Raw genomic sequence first — 17757 nt, 5'->3', positions numbered from 1 at the left:
AACGGAACCAGATGATGAAAAGCTCGCTATCGCGCCTCGGTATCACGCTATTGGCCGCCCTGCTGTCGCCCGCGCTGCTGGCCGCGAACCTGCAGGCGCTGGATGTCGCGGCCCTGCCAGGCGACAAGGTTGAACTCAGGCTGACCTTCGATGAGCCGGTGGTCGCTCCTCGCGGCTATACCATCGAGCAGCCCGCGCGTATCGCGCTGGACTTGCCGGGTGTATCCAGCGAACTGGGTACCAAGAACCGTGAGCTGGGTGTGGGCAATGCCCGCAGCGTGACCGTGGTCGAAGCCAAGGATCGCACCCGCCTGATCATCAACCTGACCACGCTGGTGCCCTATAGCACTCGCGTGGAAGGGAAGAACCTCTACGTGCTGGTCGGTGACAGTGCATCCGCAGCTGCCCCGCGCCCCGTAGCCGCTGCGCCGGCTCCTGTCGCCGCACCGCTGTCCGCATCGCAGCCGGTGAAGAACTACGGCCGTTCTGATCGCGCCATCGAGAACATCGACTTCCAGCGCGGTGAGCAGGGCGAGGGCAATGTGGTCATTACCCTCTCCGATCCCAGCGTCAGTCCGGATATCCAGGAGCAAGGCGGCAAGATCCGCCTGGACTTCGCCAAGACCCAGTTGCCGGAGCCCCTGCGCGTACGCCTGGATGTGAAGGATTTCGCCACCCCGGTGCAGTTCGTCAGTGCGTCGGGCTCGGGTAGCAATTCCAGCATCAGCATCGAGCCCACCGGCTTCTACGACTACCTGGCCTATCAGACCGACAACAAGCTGACCGTCAGCATCAAGCCGCTGAGCCAGGATGACGTCGAGAAGCGCAAGATCGAGCGTTTCGCCTACTCCGGCGAGAAGCTGTCGCTGAACTTCCAGGACATCGACGTACGTTCGGTGCTGCAGCTGATCGCCGACTTCACTGACCTCAACCTGGTGGCGTCGGACACCGTGCAGGGCAACATCACCCTGCGCCTGCAGAACGTGCCCTGGGATCAGGCGCTGGACCTGGTGCTCAAGACCAAGGGCCTGGACAAGCGCAAGATCGGCAACGTGCTGCTGGTTGCGCCGGCGGACGAGATCGCTGCGCGCGAACGTCAGGAGCTGGAGTCGCAACGGCAGATCGCCGAGCTGGCGCCCCTGCGTCGCGAGCTGATCCAGGTGAACTACGCCAAGGCGGCGGACATCGCCAAGCTGTTCCAGTCGGTCACCAGTGGTGATCCGAGTGCGGCCGGCACTGACGAGCGCGGTTCCATCACGGTGGACGATCGTACCAACAGCATCATCGCCTACCAGACCCAGGAAAAGCTGGATGAGCTGCGTCGTATCGTCACCCAGCTGGACATCCCGGTACGCCAGGTGATGATCGAGGCGCGCATCGTCGAAGCCAACGTCGACTACGACAAGTCCCTCGGCGTGCGCTGGCGCGGCGCCAGCATCGGCGACAACAACTTCGTCGTCGGCGGTGGCGGCAACGGTCGTCCGGGCGCGGGGCAATCTGGCAACGTCAACCTCGCCGACGCACCCTTCGTCGACCTGGGCGCTTCCGGCGCCACCTCGAGCATCGGCATTGGCTTCATCACCGACAACACCATCCTCGACCTCGAACTGTCGGCGATGGAGAAGACCGGCAACGGCGAAATCGTCTCCCAGCCCAAAGTGGTCACCTCGGACAAGGAAACCGCGAAGATCCTCAAGGGCGCCGAGATTCCCTACCAGGAAGCCAGCTCCAGCGGCGCCACCAGCACCTCCTTCAAGGAAGCGGCGCTGTCCCTGGAAGTGACGCCGCAGATCACGCCGGACAACCGCATCATCATGGAAGTGAAGGTCACCAAGGACGCGCCGGACTTCGCCAACGCGCTAAACGGTGTACCGCCGATCAATAAAAACGAGGTCAACGCCAAGGTACTGGTGAACGATGGTGAAACCATTGTCATAGGTGGGGTATTCTCCAACACCCAAACCAAGGCGGTGGACAAGGTGCCCTTCCTCGGCGACCTGCCCTTCCTCGGCCGCATGTTCCGTCGCGACGTGGTTCAGGACAAGAAGTCTGAGCTCCTGGTATTCCTCACTCCCCGCATCATGAACAACCAGGCTATTGCGGTGAGTCGCTGATATCGGTGCGAAATTTGATTCTGATCGGCCCGATGGGGGCAGGAAAAAGCACCATCGGGCGTTTGCTTGCCAAAGAACTGCGTCTTCCCTTCAAGGACTCCGATAAGGAAATCGAACAACGTACCGGGGCGGATATCCCATGGATATTCGACGTCGAAGGCGAACAGGGTTTTCGTGATCGCGAACAGGCGATGATCGAAGAGCTCTGCGAGCACGATGGCGTTGTCCTGGCGACTGGTGGCGGCGCGGTCCTGCGTCCGGCCAATCGCCAGGCCCTGCGTTGCGGTGGTCGGGTCGTGTATCTGCATACCTCCGTGGAGCAGCAGATCGAACGGACTTCCCGGGACCGAAATCGGCCGTTGCTGCGTTCGGCCGACCCCGGAAAAGTGTTGCGCGACCTGATGGCGATTCGCGATCCGCTCTACCGCGAGATCGCTGACATCATCATCGAAACCGACGAGCGGCCGCCGCGCCTGGTGGTGCAAGAAATATTGGCGCGCCTGCAAGCGCTGCCGCCCCGTTAAAGCGCGGGCGGAACTGCGCTATCCTTTAGCCCTTTTTAAGTCGGGGGCCCCATGCGGACACTTCAGGTCGATCTTGGCGAGCGTAGCTATCCCATCCATATAGGTTCCGACCTGCTGTCGCGGGCGGAGCTCTTCACGCCGCACATCGCCGGTCGGCAGGTGGCCATTGTCACCAACGAGACCGTCGCACCCCTTTATCTCGAGAAGCTGACCCAGACCCTGCAGGGCTACTCGGTATTGCCGGTGATACTCCCGGATGGCGAGGCCCACAAGAACTGGGAAACCCTGCAGCTGATCTTCGACGCCCTGCTGGGTGCACGGCACGATCGCCGTACCACCGTCATCGCCCTCGGCGGCGGCGTGATCGGCGACATGGCCGGTTTCGCGGCGGCCTGCTACCAGCGCGGGGTGGATTTCATCCAGGTGCCCACCACCCTGTTGTCCCAGGTGGACTCTTCGGTCGGCGGCAAGACCGGGATCAACCATCCCCTGGGCAAGAACATGGTCGGTGCCTTCTACCAGCCCAAGGCGGTGATCATCGACACCGACAGCCTGCGCACGTTGCCTGCGCGCGAACTGTCCGCCGGCCTGGCCGAGGTCATCAAGTACGGCCTGATCTGCGACGAGCCCTTCCTGCCCTGGCTGGCCGAGAAGATGCCGGCGTTGCGCAGTCTCGACGCCAGCGCCCTGACCGAGGCCATCGAGCGCTCCTGCGCGGCCAAGGCCCGAGTGGTTGGCGTGGACGAGCGCGAGTCCGGGCTGCGCGCCATCCTCAACCTGGGCCATACCTTTGGCCATGCCATCGAAACCCAGATGGGCTACGGTGTCTGGTTGCATGGCGAGGCGGTATCGGCGGGTACCGTGATGGCCCTGGAAATGTCCTGCCGCCTGGGCCGGATTTCCACCGACGAACGCGACGCGGCGATTCGCCTGCTGCGCAACGCCGGCTTGCCAGTCGTACCCCCAGCGGACATGACGCCGGAACATTTCCTCCAGCACATGGCCGTAGACAAGAAGGTGCTCGATGGCCAATTGCGCCTGGTGCTGCTGCACCGGATTGGCGAAGCCGTCGTGACCGCCGAATATCCGCGCGATGTGCTGCAGGCCACCTTGGCCGCAGACTACCGCGCCCTGGCCGACCAGCTTGGAGAGTAAAGGATTCCCATGAGCAGCCTGCACGCCGACGAGGCCTACCTCGGTCATTACCAGTTCACCCATGACCCGTTCGCGGCGCGGGTGCCTGGCTTCAAATTCTTCCCCGCCCAGCGCAAGCCGGTGCTCGGTCAGCTGCATCACCTGGCGCGATACAGCCAGCTGATGCTGGTGGTGAGTGGTCCCCACGGCAGTGGCAAGACCCTGCTGCGCCAGGCCCTGGTGGCCAGCACCAACAAGCAGGCGGTACAGAGCCTGGTGATCTCGGCGCGCAACTCCGCCGAAGCCGGCGGCCTGCTGCGGCAGGTCGCCCAGGGGCTGAACGTCGCCCAGGCCGATCTTCGTTCCATCCTTGCCCAGATCGCCCAATTGGCGCTGACCGGCCAGGAGGTGTATCTCCTGGTGGATGACGCCGAGGAGCTGGACGACGTATCCCTCGAGCATCTGCTGGCCCTGGCCGAAGGCAATGTGGAGGCGCGCACCCATGTCTTCCTGTTCGGAGAGGATGCCCTGCTGGCGCGTCTGGAGGCACTGGTCGAGGGCGAGGAGCGCTTCCACGTCATCGAGCTGCAGCCCTATACCCAGGACGAGACCCGTGAATACCTCGCCCAGCGCCTGGAGGGTGCCGGGCGTGGCATCGAGTTGCTGAGCGATGAGCAGGTGGAAGACGTCCACCTGCAGTCCGGTGGTTGGCCCGGTTCGATCAACCAGGTGGCGCGCGACCTGCTGATCGAGACGATGCTCGCCCAGCGCGGTGCCTCGCGCAAATCCACTGCCGGCTTCAGCCTGCCGAAGAAACATCTGCTGGCACTGGCCGTGGTCGGTGTGGGCGTGATTGCCGCCTGGATGATGCAGGGCCGTAACGACGGTACTGCCGAGACCGCGCCGACCAGTGCGCAGCTGCCACTGGACCAGGCGCCTGCCGGACAGCCCGCTGCCGAAGGCGATTCCGGCTCGCCGGCCGTGGAGTTCGCCGGTTCCTCGCAGCCGCTGCCGTTGCCTCTGGTGGGCGAGGCTCAGCCGGTGATCCGTGAGCCCCTGGCCCAGGCAGCTGGTCAAGGCGACACCGATGAAGGTCCGGCGCCCGAAGGGGCTGCCAGCGTGCCGCCCACCGTCACCAGCATTGCCCCGCCGCAAGGCGTTCCGGCAGGACCGGCGGCCACTGCTCCAGTGCAGCCCATCGCGTCGCCGCAACCGCTTGCGCAGCCGGTACAGCCCCTCGCGGCTGCCCCCGCCGCCCCGGCCGTAGCACCGAAGCCGGCCGCACCGGCGCCAGCGCCGGCTGTGGCGCCGACTCCGGCACCCAAGCCGACCCAGGCTGCGGCCAAGCCAGCCGAGAAACCCGCGCCGGCCCCCGTGAAAACCGCGAGCGGTGGTGGCTGGTATGGCAGCCAGAGCGGTAGCCACTATGCCTTGCAGGTACTCGGCACCAGTTCGGAGAGCAGCGCCCAGGCGTTCGTGCAGCAGAATGGCGGCCAGTACCGCTACTTCAAGAAGCAGCACCAGGGCAAGCCGCTCTATGTCGTGACCTACGGCAGCTTCCCTAGCCGGACGGCCGCCCAGGCCGCCATCAAGGCCTTGCCCGCCAAGGTCCAGGCTGGTAAACCCTGGCCCAAGACCTTTGCCAGCATCCAGCAGGAAATGGCTCGCTAGGCTCGGCCCGAGGATCGGTGATCCTGCGTCGGAATCGGCCTTAGAATGCGCGTTTACGGCTTGTAAACTGCGCTTCTTCGGCCGATCCCGCCCTGCCTGACCTTCGCAGGGCGACGCTTCTACAGGCCTCGTTTCCCGCGAGCCTGATCCCCCGCCTTTTGACTGGGTGGTCGCTAGCACGACCTCCCGGTTCATTCATTCATTTTTGCGACATCGACTTTCACAAGTTGGCCCTGAAGATTTGTGGTCGACCAAGGGCCTATGTACAATGACCTCCCTTTGCCCTACGCAAAAGCTGGCAGCAAGTCCGGCGCGTATGGTAAGGAGTTGAATTACAAAGCAATTCTGCCTTTTTCAAAGGCAACCCTGGTGAGAGTTCCCCTATGAAAGCAGGTCTGTACCATCCTGATGAATTCAAGGATAACTGCGGTTTCGGCTTGATCGCCCATATGCAGGGCGAAGCCAGCCACCATCTCTTGAATACCGCTATCGAAGCCCTGACCTGCATGACCCACCGTGGCGGCATCAACGCCGACGGCAAGACCGGCGACGGTTGTGGTCTGTTGATCCAGAAGCCCGACCTTTTCCTGCGCGCCATCGCCAAGGAAACCTTCGGCGTCGACCTGCCCGACCAGTACGCAGTCGGCATGGTCTTCTTCAACCAGGATCCGGTGCGCGCCGAAGCCGCCCGCGAGAACATGAACCGCGAGATCGAGCGCGCCGGCCTGCAGCTGGTCGGCTGGCGCAAGGTCCCGGTGGACACCAGCGTCCTCGGCCGCCTGGCCCTGGAGCGCCTGCCGCAGATCGAGCAGGTGTTCATCGGTGGTGCCGGTCTGTCCGACCAGGAGATGGCGGTCAAGCTGTTCAGCGCCCGTCGTCGCTCCTCCGTGGCCAACGCCGCGGACGCCGACCACTACATCTGCAGCTTCTCGAACAAGACCATCATCTACAAAGGCCTGATGATGCCGGCCGACCTGCAGCAGTTCTACCCGGACCTGGGTGACGAACGCCTGCAGACCGCCATCTGCGTCTTCCACCAGCGCTTCTCCACCAACACCCTGCCGAAGTGGCCGCTGGCGCAGCCCTTCCGCTTCCTCGCCCACAACGGCGAGATCAACACCATCACTGGCAACCGCAACTGGGCCGTGGCCCGTCGCACCAAGTTCGCCAACGAGCAACTGCCCGACATCGACGAGCTGGGCCCGCTGGTCAACCGTGTGGGTTCCGACTCCTCCAGCATGGACAACATGCTGGAACTGATGGTCACCGGCGGCATCGACCTGTTCCGCGGCGTGCGCATGATCATCCCGCCGGCCTGGCAGAACATGGAAACCATGGATGCCGACCTGCGCGCCTTCTACGAATACAACTCCATGCACATGGAGCCCTGGGACGGCCCCGCCGGCGTCGTGCTGACCGACGGCCGCTACGCTGTCTGCCTGCTCGACCGCAATGGCCTGCGCCCGGCCCGCTGGGTCACCACCAAGAACGGCTACATCACCCTCGCCTCGGAAATCGGCGTGTGGGACTACAAGCCCGAAGAGGTGCTTGCCAAGGGTCGCGTCGGCCCGGGCCAGATCCTCGCGGTGGACACCGAGACCGGCCAGATCCTCAACACCGGGGACATCGACAGCCGCCTGAAGTCGCGTCATCCCTACAAGCAGTGGCTGCGCCAGAGCGCCGTGCGCATCCAGGCCAAGCTGGATGACGACCACGGCGTGGCCAGCTACGACAGCGACCAGCTCAAGCAGTACATGAAGATGTTCCAGGTCACCTTCGAGGAGCGTGACCAGGTACTGCGCCCGCTGGCCGAACAGGGCCAGGAAGCGGTGGGCTCCATGGGTGACGACACCCCCATGGCCGTGCTTTCCCAACGCGTGCGTTCGCCCTTCGACTACTTCCGCCAGCAGTTCGCGCAGGTGACCAACCCGCCGATCGACCCGCTGCGCGAAGCCATCGTGATGTCCCTGGAAATCTGCCTGGGCGCCGAGCGCAACATCTTCAGCGAGTCGCCGGACCACGCCACCCGCGTGATCCTCAGCAGCCCGGTGATCTCTCCCGCCAAGTGGAGTGCGCTGATGAGCCTGGATCGCCCGGGCTTCGAGCGCCAGATCATCGACCTCAACTACGACGAGAGCCTCGGCCTCGAAGCGGCCGTGCGCAACATGGCCGACCAGGCCGAGGAAGCAGTGCGCGCCGGCAAGGTGCTGCTGGTCCTGACCGACCGCCACATCGCTCCCGGCAAGCTGCCGGCCCACGCCTCCCTGGCCGTTGGCGCCGTGCACCACCGCCTGGTGGAGAAGGGCCTGCGTTGCGACTGCAATATCCTGGTCGAGACCGCCACCGCCCGTGACCCGCACCACTTCGCCGTGCTGGTGGGCTTCGGCGCCTCCGCCGTGTACCCCTTCCTCGCCTACGAGGTACTGGCCGACCTGATCCGCACCGGCGAAGTGCTGGGCGACCTCTACGAAGTCTTCAAGCACTACCGCAAGGGCATCTCCAAGGGCCTGCTGAAGATCCTCTCGAAGATGGGCATCTCCACCATCGCGTCCTACCGCGGTGCGCAGCTGTTCGAGGCCATCGGCCTGTCCGAGGAAGTGGTGGATCTGAGCTTCCGTGGCGTCGCCAGCCGCATCAAGGGCGCGCGCTTCGTCGACATCGAGTCCGAGCAGAAGCTGCTGGCCAATGAAGCCTGGAACAACCGCAAGGCGATCCAGCAGGGTGGCCTGCTGAAGTTCGTCTACGGCGGCGAGTACCACGCCTACAACCCGGACGTGGTCAACACCCTGCAGGCCGCCGTGCAGCAGGGCGACTACGAGAAGTTCAAGGAATACACCGCGCTGGTGGACAACCGTCCGGTATCGATGCTGCGCGACCTGCTCAAGGTGAAGGTGGCCGACCAGCCGCTGTCCCTCGACGAGATCGAACCGCTGGAATCCATCTTCAAGCGCTTCGACGCCGCGGGCATCTCCCTGGGCGCGCTCTCGCCGGAGGCCCACGAGGCCCTGGCCGAGGCCATGAACCGCCTGGGCGGCCGCTCCAACTCCGGTGAGGGCGGTGAAGACCCGGCGCGCTACGGCACGGTCAAGAGCTCCAAGATCAAGCAGGTGGCCACCGGCCGCTTCGGCGTCACCCCCGAGTACCTGGTCAACGCCGAAGTGCTGCAGATCAAGGTGGCCCAGGGCGCCAAGCCCGGCGAGGGCGGCCAGCTGCCCGGCGGCAAGGTCAACGGCCTGATCGCCCGCCTGCGCTACGCGGTACCCGGTGTGACCCTGATCTCGCCGCCGCCGCACCACGACATCTACTCCATCGAAGACCTGGCGCAGCTGATCTATGACCTCAAGCAGGTCAACCCGCAGGCCCTGGTCTCGGTGAAGCTCGTGGCAGAGGCCGGCGTGGGCACCATCGCCGCCGGCGTGGCCAAGGCCTACGCCGACCTGATCACCATCTCCGGCTACGACGGCGGTACCGGCGCATCGCCGCTGACCTCCATCAAGTACGCCGGCAGCCCGTGGGAACTGGGCCTGGCGGAAACCCACCAGACCCTGCGCGGCAACGACCTGCGCGGCAAGGTACGGGTGCAGACCGACGGCGGCCTGAAAACCGGCCTCGACGTGATCAAGGCGGCCATCCTCGGCGCCGAAAGCTTCGGCTTCGGCACCGCGCCGATGATCGCCCTGGGCTGCAAGTACCTGCGCATCTGCCACCTGAACAACTGCGCCACCGGCGTCGCCACCCAGAACGACAAGCTGCGCAAGGACCACTTCATCGGCACCGTCGAAATGGTGATGAACTTCTTCACCTACATCGCCGAAGAAACCCGTGAGTGGCTGGCCAAGCTGGGTGTACGTAGCCTGAGCGAACTGATCGGCCGTACCGACCTGCTGGAAATGCTCCCCGGCGACACCGAGAAACAGGGCCACCTGGACCTCAGCCCGCTGCTCGGCAGCGCGCACGTGCCGGCCGACAAGCCGCAGTTCTGCGAAGTCGAGAAGAACCCGCCCTTCGACCCGGGCCTGCTGGCCGAGAAGATGTGGGACATCGCCAAGGCTGCCGTCGAAGGCAAGACCGGCGGCGTCTACGACCTGGATATCTGCAACTGCGACCGTTCCATCGGCGCGCGGATCTCCGGCGAGATCGCCCGTCGCCATGGCAACCAGGGCATGAAGGACAAACCGGTGACCTTCCGCTTCCGCGGCACCGCCGGTCAGAGCTTCGGCGTGTGGAACGCCGGCGGCCTGAACCTGTACCTGGAAGGCGACGCCAACGACTACGTGGGCAAGGGCATGACCGGCGGCAAGGTGGTGATCACCCCGCCCAAGGGCAGCCCGTTCAAGAGCCAGGAGTCGGCCATCGTCGGCAACACCTGCCTCTACGGCGCCACCGGCGGCAAGCTGTTCGCCGCGGGTACCGCGGGCGAGCGCTTCGCGGTGCGTAACTCCGGCGCCCACACCGTGGTGGAAGGCACTGGCGACCACTGCTGCGAATACATGACCGGCGGTTTCGTCTGCGTGCTCGGCAAGACCGGCTACAACTTCGGTTCCGGCATGACCGGCGGCTTCGCCTACGTGCTCGACCAGGACAACAGCTTCGTCGACCGGGTCAACCACGAACTGGTGGAAATCCAGCGCATCAGCAACGAGTCCATGGAGGCCTACCGTAGCCACCTGCACAGCGTGCTGGTGGAATACGTCAAGGAAACCGCCAGCGACTGGGGTGCCCACCTGCTGGAAAACCTGGACGATTACCTGCGCAAGTTCTGGCTGGTCAAGCCGAAGGCCGCGAGCCTCGCCTCGCTGCTCTCCAGCACCCGTGCCAACCCGCAATAACAACAGCGCCTGAAGTGGTTTGATGAGGTTTTTTTAATGACTGAACGTCTGAACAACGACTTCCAGTTCATCGAGGTCGGGCGCAAGGATCCGAAGAAGAAACTCTTGCGTCAGCGCAAGAAGGAATTCGTCGAGATCCATGACCTGTTCAAGCCGCAGCAAGCGGCTGACCAGGCTCACCGCTGCCTTGGCTGCGGTAACCCGTATTGCGAGTGGAAGTGCCCGGTGCACAACTTCATTCCGAACTGGCTGAAGCTGGTCTCGGAAGGCAACATCCTGGCCGCCGCCGAACTGTCGCACCAGACCAACACCCTGCCGGAAGTCTGCGGCCGGGTGTGCCCGCAGGACCGTCTCTGCGAGGGTGCCTGCACCCTCAACGACGGCTTCGGCGCGGTGACCATCGGTTCGGTGGAGAAGTACATCACCGACACCGCCTTCGCCATGGGCTGGCGTCCGGACATGTCCAAGGTCAAGCCCACCGGCAAGCGCGTTGCCGTGATCGGCGCGGGCCCTGCGGGCCTGGGCTGCGCCGACGTGCTGGTGCGCAACGGCGTGACCCCGGTGGTGTTCGACAAGAACCCGGAAATCGGCGGCCTGCTGACCTTCGGCATCCCCGAGTTCAAGCTCGAGAAACACGTGCTCAGCCGTCGCCGCGAAGTCTTCGGCGGCATGGGCGTCGAGTTCCGCCTGAACACCGAGGTGGGCAAGGACGTGACCATGGACCAGCTGCTCGAGGAATTCGATGCGGTCTTCATGGGCATGGGCACCTACACCTACATGAAGGGCGGTTTCCCGGGCGAGGACCTGCCGGGCGTGCATGACGCGCTGGACTTCCTGATCGCCAACGTCAACCGCAACCTCGGCTTCGAGAAGTCCGCCGAGGACTTCATCGACATGAAGGGCAAGCGCGTGGTGGTCCTGGGTGGTGGCGACACCGCCATGGACTGCAACCGCACCTCCATTCGCCAAGGCGCCAAGTCGGTTACCTGCGCCTACCGCCGCGACGAAGAGAACATGCCCGGCTCGCGCAAAGAGGTGAAGAACGCCAAGGAAGAGGGCGTGAAATTCCTCTTCAACCGCCAGCCCATCGCCATCGTTGGCGAGGACAAGGTGGAAGGCGTGAAGGTGGTCGAGACCCGTCTCGGCGAGCCGGACGCCCGTGGTCGTCGCAGCCCCGAGCCGATCCCGGGTTCCGAGGAGATCATCCCGGCTGAAGCCGTGCTGATCGCCTTCGGCTTCCGTCCGAGCCCGGCACCCTGGTTCGAGCAGTTCGACATCAGCATCGACAACCAGGGCCGCGTGGTCGCCCCCGCGCAGTCGCAGTTCAAGCACCAGACCAGCAACCCGAAGATCTTCGCCGGTGGCGACATGGTCCGGGGTTCCGACCTGGTGGTGACCGCGATCTTCGAGGGGCGTACCGCCGCCGAAGGTATCCTGGATTATCTGGGCGTGTGATACCGGTGTCTCTGTAGGATGGGTCGGGCGGCGTTCCGTCGAGCGTAGCGATACCCATCGTTTCGGGGCTCGCGACGCGGCAAATGGTCGCGATGGATAAAAGGCACGGCACTCGCCGTGCCTTTTGCGTTGGGCTTTGCGAAAATGCCTGCACTTTTTCGTTGGACACTGCCATGACCGTCTTGAAGAACGACCGTTTCCTCCGCGCCCTGCTCAAGCAGCCCGTCGATGTCACCCCCGTCTGGATGATGCGCCAGGCCGGTCGTTACCTGCCGGAATACCGTGCCACCCGCGCCAAGGCCGGTAACTTCGTCAACCTGATGAAGAACCCCGAGCTGGCCTGCGAAGTCACCATCCAGCCGCTGGACCGTTACCCGCAGCTGGACGCGGCAATCCTCTTCTCCGACATCCTCACCATCCCCGACGCCATGGGCCAGGGTCTGTACTTCGAGACCGGCGAAGGCCCGCGCTTCAAGAAGGTCGTGAGCAGCCTGGCCGATATCGAGGCCCTGCCGATCCCGGACCCGGAGCAGGACCTGGGCTACGTGATGGACGCCGTGCGCAACATCCGCCGCGAGCTGAACGGCCGCGTGCCGCTGATCGGCTTCTCCGGCAGCCCCTGGACCCTGGCCACCTACATGGTCGAGGGCGGTTCCAGCCGCGACTTCCGCAAGTCCAAGGCGATGCTCTACGACAACCCCCAGGCCATGCACGCGCTGCTCGACAAGCTGGCCCAGTCGGTCACCGCCTACCTCAACGGCCAGATCAGGGCCGGCGCCCAGGCGGTGCAGATCTTCGACTCCTGGGGCGGCAGCCTGTCGGCGGCGGCCTACCAGGAATTCTCCCTGGCCTACATGAAGCAGATCGTCGACGGCCTGATCCGCGAACACGACGGTCGCCGCGTGCCGGTGATCCTCTTCACCAAGGGCGGCGGCCTCTGGCTGGAATCCATGGCTGACAGCGGCGCCGAGGCCCTGGGCCTGGACTGGACCTGCGACATCGGCAGCGCCCGCGCCCGCGTCGGCGACAAGGTGGCCCTGCAAGGCAACATGGACCCGTCGGTGCTCTACGCCAACCCGGCGGCCATCCGCGCCGAAGTGGGGCGGATCCTCGCCGCCTACGGCAAGGGCTCGGGCCAGGTGTTCAACCTCGGCCACGGCATCACCCCGGAAGTCGACCCGGCCCACGCCGGCGCGTTCTTCGAGGCGGTGCACGAGCTGTCGGCGCAGTACCACGGCTGAACCCCCGGGGCCCGCAATCGCGGGCCTCGTGCTTTTCGTACAGGCCCTCGCCCTTGTCATGGGCATTGCATAGAATCCAGTACTCATCAGGCTCAGGGAGGTGTTCAATGCGGCGCGTGGTGTTCAATCAGAAGGGTGGCGTGGGCAAGTCCAGCATCGCCTGCAACCTGGCGGCGGTGAGTGCTTCGCAGGGCTATCGCACCCTGTTGATCGACCTGGATGCCCAGGCCAACTCCACCCATTACCTCACCGGCCTGACCGGCGACGAGATCCCCATGGGGATCGCCGACTTCTTCAAGCAGACGCTTTCGGCCACCGCCTTCCGCAAGGGCAAGGTGGATATCTACGAAACCCCCTACGACAACCTGCACGTGGTGACGGCCACCGCGGAGCTGGCCGACCTGCAGCCCAAGCTGGAGGCCAAGCACAAGATCAACAAGCTGCGCAAACTGCTGGAAGACCTGGGCGAGGACTACGACCGGATCTACCTGGATACGCCGCCAGCCCTGAACTTCTATACGGTTTCTGCGCTGATCGCGGCTGATCGCTGCCTGATTCCCTTCGACTGCGACAGTTTTTCGCGCAATGCCCTCTATGGGCTGCTGGCCGAAATCGAGGAACTGAAGGAAGACCACAACGAGGGTCTGGAAGTGGAGGGCATCGTGGTCAACCAGTTCCAGCCGCGCGCCACCCTGCCGCAGCAACTGCTGGACGAGTTGCTGGAAGAGGGGCTGCCGGTGCTGCCGGTGAACCTGATGATGTCGGTGAAGATGCGTGAGTCGCACCAGGCCTGCAAACCGCTGATCTACCTCGACCGCAACCACAAGCTGACCCAGCAGTTCGTCGAGCTGCACGACCTGCTGGAAAGCTGACGCCATTGGCGTTGTCGATTCCCCCATTCGCCCCGGTTCGCCGGGGCGAATGCGTTATTTGACCAGCAACAGGTCGCAGGGCGGGTTCTGCAGGTAGCGCAGGGCTAGGCTGCCCAGCAGTGCCTGGGAAATCAGGCTGCGGCCGTGGCTGCCTAGGGCCAGCAGCTGGGGGCGTTGCCCGGCGATGGCCTCATCCAGCGCTTTCGGCAGGGCGCCGCGCACCACGTCCAGCGCCACCTCGGGCGCCTCATTGGCGAGTCCGGCCAGTTCGTCTTCCAATAGCTTGCCCAGCAGCTCGCGCTGGGTGGCGAGGAAGTCCCCCGATTGCCCACCCCTGGACAGCAGGCGGCTGCCCAGCTCCATCACGTTCAGGGCCACCAGGCGGGCGCTTTGCGGCAGCAGCACGCAGGCCTTGCGCAGCGCGTCGCAGGCGCAAAGGGAAAAGTCCAGTGCCACGGCGGCCCGTTGGTAGGGTTGCTCCGGTTGTTCAACGGTGACCAGCAGCAGGGGCTGGGCCAGGTGACGGGCAACGCGCTCCAGGGTGGTGCCGATGAACAGCTCGGGTGCGTTGTGGTGGTGCCGGCCAATCACCAGTAGATCGGCCTGGCTGTCGCTCATTTCGTCGAGGATCTGCTGGGCGGGGCGCCCCTTGCGCAGCAGTACCTGGCAATCGGTGGCCCGCAGTTGCGCCAGGCGTTCGGTCAGGTGCTGCTGGACCGAGTCGCGCAGCTTGTCCTGCACGGCATTGGGCAGGTGGTCTTCGAGCACATGCAGCAGGGACAGTCGCGCGCCGTGCTGGTGGGCGAGCTGGGTGGCGCGGCGCAAGGCGATGTCGGCCTCGCCGCTGAGGTCATGGGCGACCAGGATGTGCTTGAACATGGTGTGGGCCTCCTCTGGAGCCCACACTCTGCGGTGTTTTACAGCGCGACGACTTGATCCAGCGCAACGCCGCTCAGTGCTTGCGCAACTGGTAGAGCCCACGGCTTTCGGCCACTACCTCGCCGCTGGCGTCCAGCAACTGCAGCTCCAGTTGATACTCGGCCTTGCCGTTGGCTTCGGCTTCCTCCTGGATGCGGGTGATCTCGGCCTGGTCGAGGCGGGCTTCCACACGGATGTCGCCCTTGGCCGGGCGGCGGAAGCGCAGGTTCATCTCCTTGACGATGGGGTAGAAGCGGCGGGTATCGAAGCTGGTGAGAAAGAGCGCGCCGCCGGGCATCTCGGCCAGGGTGAACAGGGCGCCGGCGTAGAGGGTGCCGATATGGTTCTGGTTGCCGGCCAGCGGCATGCACAAGCGTATGTGGCCGGGCTCGAGGAGCTCGGCCTTGAGGCCGCTGCGTTTGACGAAGGCGATCTGTTCTTCGGTCAGCTGGCGGACCAGCTCGGGGGGCATGGACATGGCGGGCTCCGGGGTGGGGATTCCCAGAGCCTAGCGGCGCTGGCCGCTCCGGCAATGACCGGGACGGCCAGCCGGATTGACCGAATCGATCAGACGCCCTGGCCGTTCAGCCAGGCCAGCAGTTGCGGCAGGGGCAGGGCGCCGCTCTGGCGGGCGACCTCCTTGCCGTCCTTGAACAGGATCAAGGTCGGGATGGAACGGATGCCCAGTTGGCCGGCCAGCTGCCGGTTGGCCTCGCTGTCCAGCTTGCCCAGGCGGCAGCGGCCCTGGAGCTGGCCGGCGGCCTGTTGGTAGATGGGCGCGAAGGCCTTGCAGGGGCCGCACCAGTCCGCCCAGACATCCACCAGTAGCGGCAGGTCGCCGCGCAGCTGCTTGGCGAAGCCGGCTTCATCGAGGTCGAAGGGTGCAGCCGGCAGGACGGCGGCCTTGCAGTGGCCGCAACGCGGCGAGTCGCCCAGGCGGGCGGCGGGAATACGGTTGAGGCCTGCGCACTGGGCGCAGGGAATGAGCAGGGGATCGGTCATGGTGGGCTCCGGAGCGGGAATGTCCCTGATCTGGAGCCGGCAGCGGCACAAATCAAGTCCGGGCGGGTGATCCGCCCGGCACTGGATCAGCGCAGGGCCATGTAGATGTTGAAGGCGCTGATGCAGGTGATCAGGCAGCCGACGATGGTCAGCAGCACGCGGGCCGGCAGCTTCTTGCACAGCAGGGCGGCGAAGGGGGCGGCGAACAGGCCGCCGAAGACCAGGCCGGCCACCATCAACCAGGTGTTCAGCTCGCCCGCCAGGAGGATGAAGGAGGCGGCGCTGGAAATGGTCAGGAAGAACTCGGCGAAGTTCACCGAGCCGATCGTGGTGCGCGGGTCGCTGCCCGAGCCCAGCAGGCTGCTGGTGACCACCGGACCCCAGCCGCCACCGCCGGCGGCGTCGACGAAACCGCCGAACAGGGCGAGCTTGGCCACATGCTTGGGCGCGCGGCGCTGGGCCACGTGGCGGTAGGCCTTGCTCAGGATGTACAGGCCCATCAGCAGCAGGTAGGCGGAGATGAAGGGCTTGAGCACAGCGCCGTCGAAGGTGGTGATCAGCACCGCGCCCAGCACGGCGCCGATGATGCCGGGCAGCAGCAGGCGCAGGAACAGCGACTTGTTCACATTGCCCAGCTTCACATGGGAAATGCCGGAGAGGCCGGTGGTGAAGACTTCGGCGATGTGCACGCTGGCGCTGGCCGCGGCTGGCGATGCGCCGGCCGTGAGCAGGAAGCTGGTGGCGGTGATGCCATAGGCCATGCCGAGGGCGCCATCCACTACCTGGGCGAGGAAGCCCACGGCTACCGCACTCCAGAAGGTGGGGCTGGAAAGGGCGCTCTCGATGATGTCCAGGCCGCTCTCGCCACCGTGGTCACCGAAGAACAGGCGCCAGGCGAGGAAGCCGAGCAGGCTCACCAGGATCAGCACGGCCGCCCACATGGCGGCGCGCAGGACCGGGTGGTCGTCGGGATGGGTAACGAAGTCCTCGACGGGGGGAATGCCCAGGGCCTGGTGTTCGGAGTTGAGCGGGCTCTGGCTCAGGTCGAGATCGCGAATCTTCATGCAGGGTCGCCTGACAGTGGGTGGTAGAACAGGCTGGAATAAGGCGGCGGCTGAAGATAAACGGCTTTGCTTATGGAGTCTAAGAATGTTTGGAAAGGTTTATATGCCTATTCGATTTAAGCGATAAGGCCTGTGCGCTGTACCTGCTGATGACTCGGCAACTGTATCCGCGAGTCATTCCGGTCATGGACTAGGCTGGGATTTTTCATCGGCGAGGAGCGGGTCATGAGGATGCTGGGCGTGTTGGGCGGGATGAGCTGGGAGTCCACCGTGACCTACTACCAGTTGCTCAACCGTGGCGTGCGCGAGCGCCTGGGTGGGCTGCACTCGGCGCCGTTGCTGCTGCATTCGGTAGATTTCGCGCAGATCGCCGCGCAGCAGAAAGCCGGCGAATGGGACGCCGCCGGCGACGTGCTGGCGGAGGCTGCGCGAGGCCTGGAGCGTGCCGGTGCGACGGCGCTGCTGCTGGCCACCAACACCATGCACAAGGTGGCGGCGGCCATCGAGGCGGCGGTGGATATCCCGCTGCTCCACATCGGCGATGCCGTGGGCCAGGCGCTACGCGAGGGCGGCATCGAACGCGCGGCGCTGCTGGGCACCCGCTTCACCATGCAGGAAGCTTTCTACCGTGAGCGTCTCAGCCAGCGCTTCGGCATCCAGGTGCTGGTGCCCGGCGACAAGGCGATGGTGGAGATCGACCGGGTGATTTTCCAGGAACTCTGTGTGGGCCGTTTCCTGCCGGATGCGCGGGCCTTCTACCTGGACCAGCTGGAACGACTGCGCGCCCAGGGCGCCCAGGCGGCCATCCTCGGCTGCACCGAGATCGGCCTGCTGCTGGAGGGCTGCGCATCGCCGTTGCCCCTGGTGGACAGCGGCGAGCGGCATGTGGCCATGGGGCTTGAATGGATGCTCGGCGAGTAGGTTGGCGCCGAG

13 protein-coding genes are annotated in these 17757 nt (G+C 65.1%); 9 read left to right on the top strand and 4 right to left on the bottom strand.

Features of this window, described 5'->3' with window-relative positions:
- Positions 1-14: 14 nt before the first annotated feature.
- The 8 genes from pilQ (at position 15) to PCA10_RS26210 (ending at position 13840) form a co-directional block, all read left to right on the top strand.
- Positions 15-2114 (top strand): type IV pilus secretin PilQ, encoded by a 2100-nt coding sequence (gene pilQ, locus PCA10_RS26245; protein WP_016495119.1) that lies wholly within the window; start codon positions 15-17, stop codon positions 2112-2114.
- A 5-nt stretch (positions 2115-2119) separates the two neighbouring features.
- The gene (gene aroK / locus PCA10_RS26240) at positions 2120-2638 is read left to right on the top strand and encodes a shikimate kinase AroK (RefSeq protein WP_081664013.1); all 519 of its coding nucleotides are present in this window, start codon (positions 2120-2122) and stop codon (positions 2636-2638) included.
- A gap of 51 nt (positions 2639-2689) precedes the next feature.
- Entirely contained in the window at positions 2690-3793 is a 1104-nt protein-coding gene (gene aroB / locus PCA10_RS26235; protein ID WP_016495117.1) for a 3-dehydroquinate synthase, read from the top strand.
- Between the two features lie 9 nt (positions 3794-3802).
- A complete protein-coding gene (locus tag PCA10_RS26230) occupies positions 3803-5443 on the top strand; it encodes an AAA family ATPase (protein ID WP_016495116.1) in 1641 nt (546 codons plus the stop codon).
- Positions 5444-5826: 383 nt separating this feature from the next.
- On the top strand, positions 5827-10272 hold the full coding sequence (gene gltB / locus PCA10_RS26225) for a glutamate synthase large subunit (RefSeq protein WP_016495115.1): 4446 nt from the start codon (positions 5827-5829) through the stop codon (positions 10270-10272).
- Between the two features lie 36 nt (positions 10273-10308).
- Complete coding sequence (locus tag PCA10_RS26220) at positions 10309-11727, top strand: FAD-dependent oxidoreductase (RefSeq protein WP_016495114.1); 1419 nt, start codon at positions 10309-10311, stop codon at positions 11725-11727.
- A 173-nt stretch (positions 11728-11900) separates the two neighbouring features.
- Positions 11901-12968 carry a uroporphyrinogen decarboxylase gene (gene hemE / locus PCA10_RS26215; protein WP_016495113.1) on the top strand — a complete coding sequence of 356 codons (1068 nt, stop codon included), beginning with the start codon at positions 11901-11903 and terminating at the stop codon, positions 12966-12968.
- Between the two features lie 107 nt (positions 12969-13075).
- Positions 13076-13840 (top strand): ParA family protein, encoded by a 765-nt coding sequence (locus tag PCA10_RS26210; RefSeq protein WP_016495112.1) that lies wholly within the window; start codon positions 13076-13078, stop codon positions 13838-13840.
- A gap of 54 nt (positions 13841-13894) precedes the next feature.
- Here PCA10_RS26210 and PCA10_RS26205 read toward each other — a convergent pair whose 3' ends face one another.
- The 4 genes from PCA10_RS26205 to PCA10_RS26190 all read right to left on the bottom strand — a co-directional run bounded on the left by PCA10_RS26205 (position 13895) and on the right by PCA10_RS26190 (position 16824).
- Complete coding sequence (locus PCA10_RS26205; RefSeq protein WP_016495111.1) at positions 13895-14719, bottom strand: universal stress protein; 825 nt, start codon at positions 14717-14719, stop codon at positions 13895-13897.
- A gap of 73 nt (positions 14720-14792) precedes the next feature.
- Positions 14793-15236: a YiiD C-terminal domain-containing protein gene (locus PCA10_RS26200; protein ID WP_016495110.1), complete on the bottom strand. Its 444-nt coding sequence runs from the start codon at positions 15234-15236 to the stop codon at positions 14793-14795.
- An 89-nt stretch (positions 15237-15325) separates the two neighbouring features.
- The gene (gene trxC, locus PCA10_RS26195) at positions 15326-15760 is read right to left on the bottom strand and encodes a thioredoxin TrxC (RefSeq protein WP_016495109.1); all 435 of its coding nucleotides are present in this window, start codon (positions 15758-15760) and stop codon (positions 15326-15328) included.
- An 86-nt stretch (positions 15761-15846) separates the two neighbouring features.
- The gene (locus PCA10_RS26190; RefSeq protein WP_016495108.1) at positions 15847-16824 is read right to left on the bottom strand and encodes a sulfite exporter TauE/SafE family protein; all 978 of its coding nucleotides are present in this window, start codon (positions 16822-16824) and stop codon (positions 15847-15849) included.
- 225 nt (positions 16825-17049) lie between these two features.
- On the opposite strand from PCA10_RS26190, the gene PCA10_RS26185 reads away from it, so the two are divergent.
- A complete protein-coding gene (locus tag PCA10_RS26185; RefSeq protein ID WP_041770457.1) occupies positions 17050-17745 on the top strand; it encodes an aspartate/glutamate racemase family protein in 696 nt (231 codons plus the stop codon).
- Positions 17746-17757: the final 12 nt, after the last annotated feature.

This window comes from Pseudomonas resinovorans NBRC 106553, from assembly GCF_000412695.1.
GTDB lineage: Bacteria > Pseudomonadota > Gammaproteobacteria > Pseudomonadales > Pseudomonadaceae > Metapseudomonas > Metapseudomonas resinovorans_A.
The sequence above is the reverse complement of the archived record's forward strand: the minus strand, read 5'-3'. Positions and strand labels throughout refer to the sequence as shown.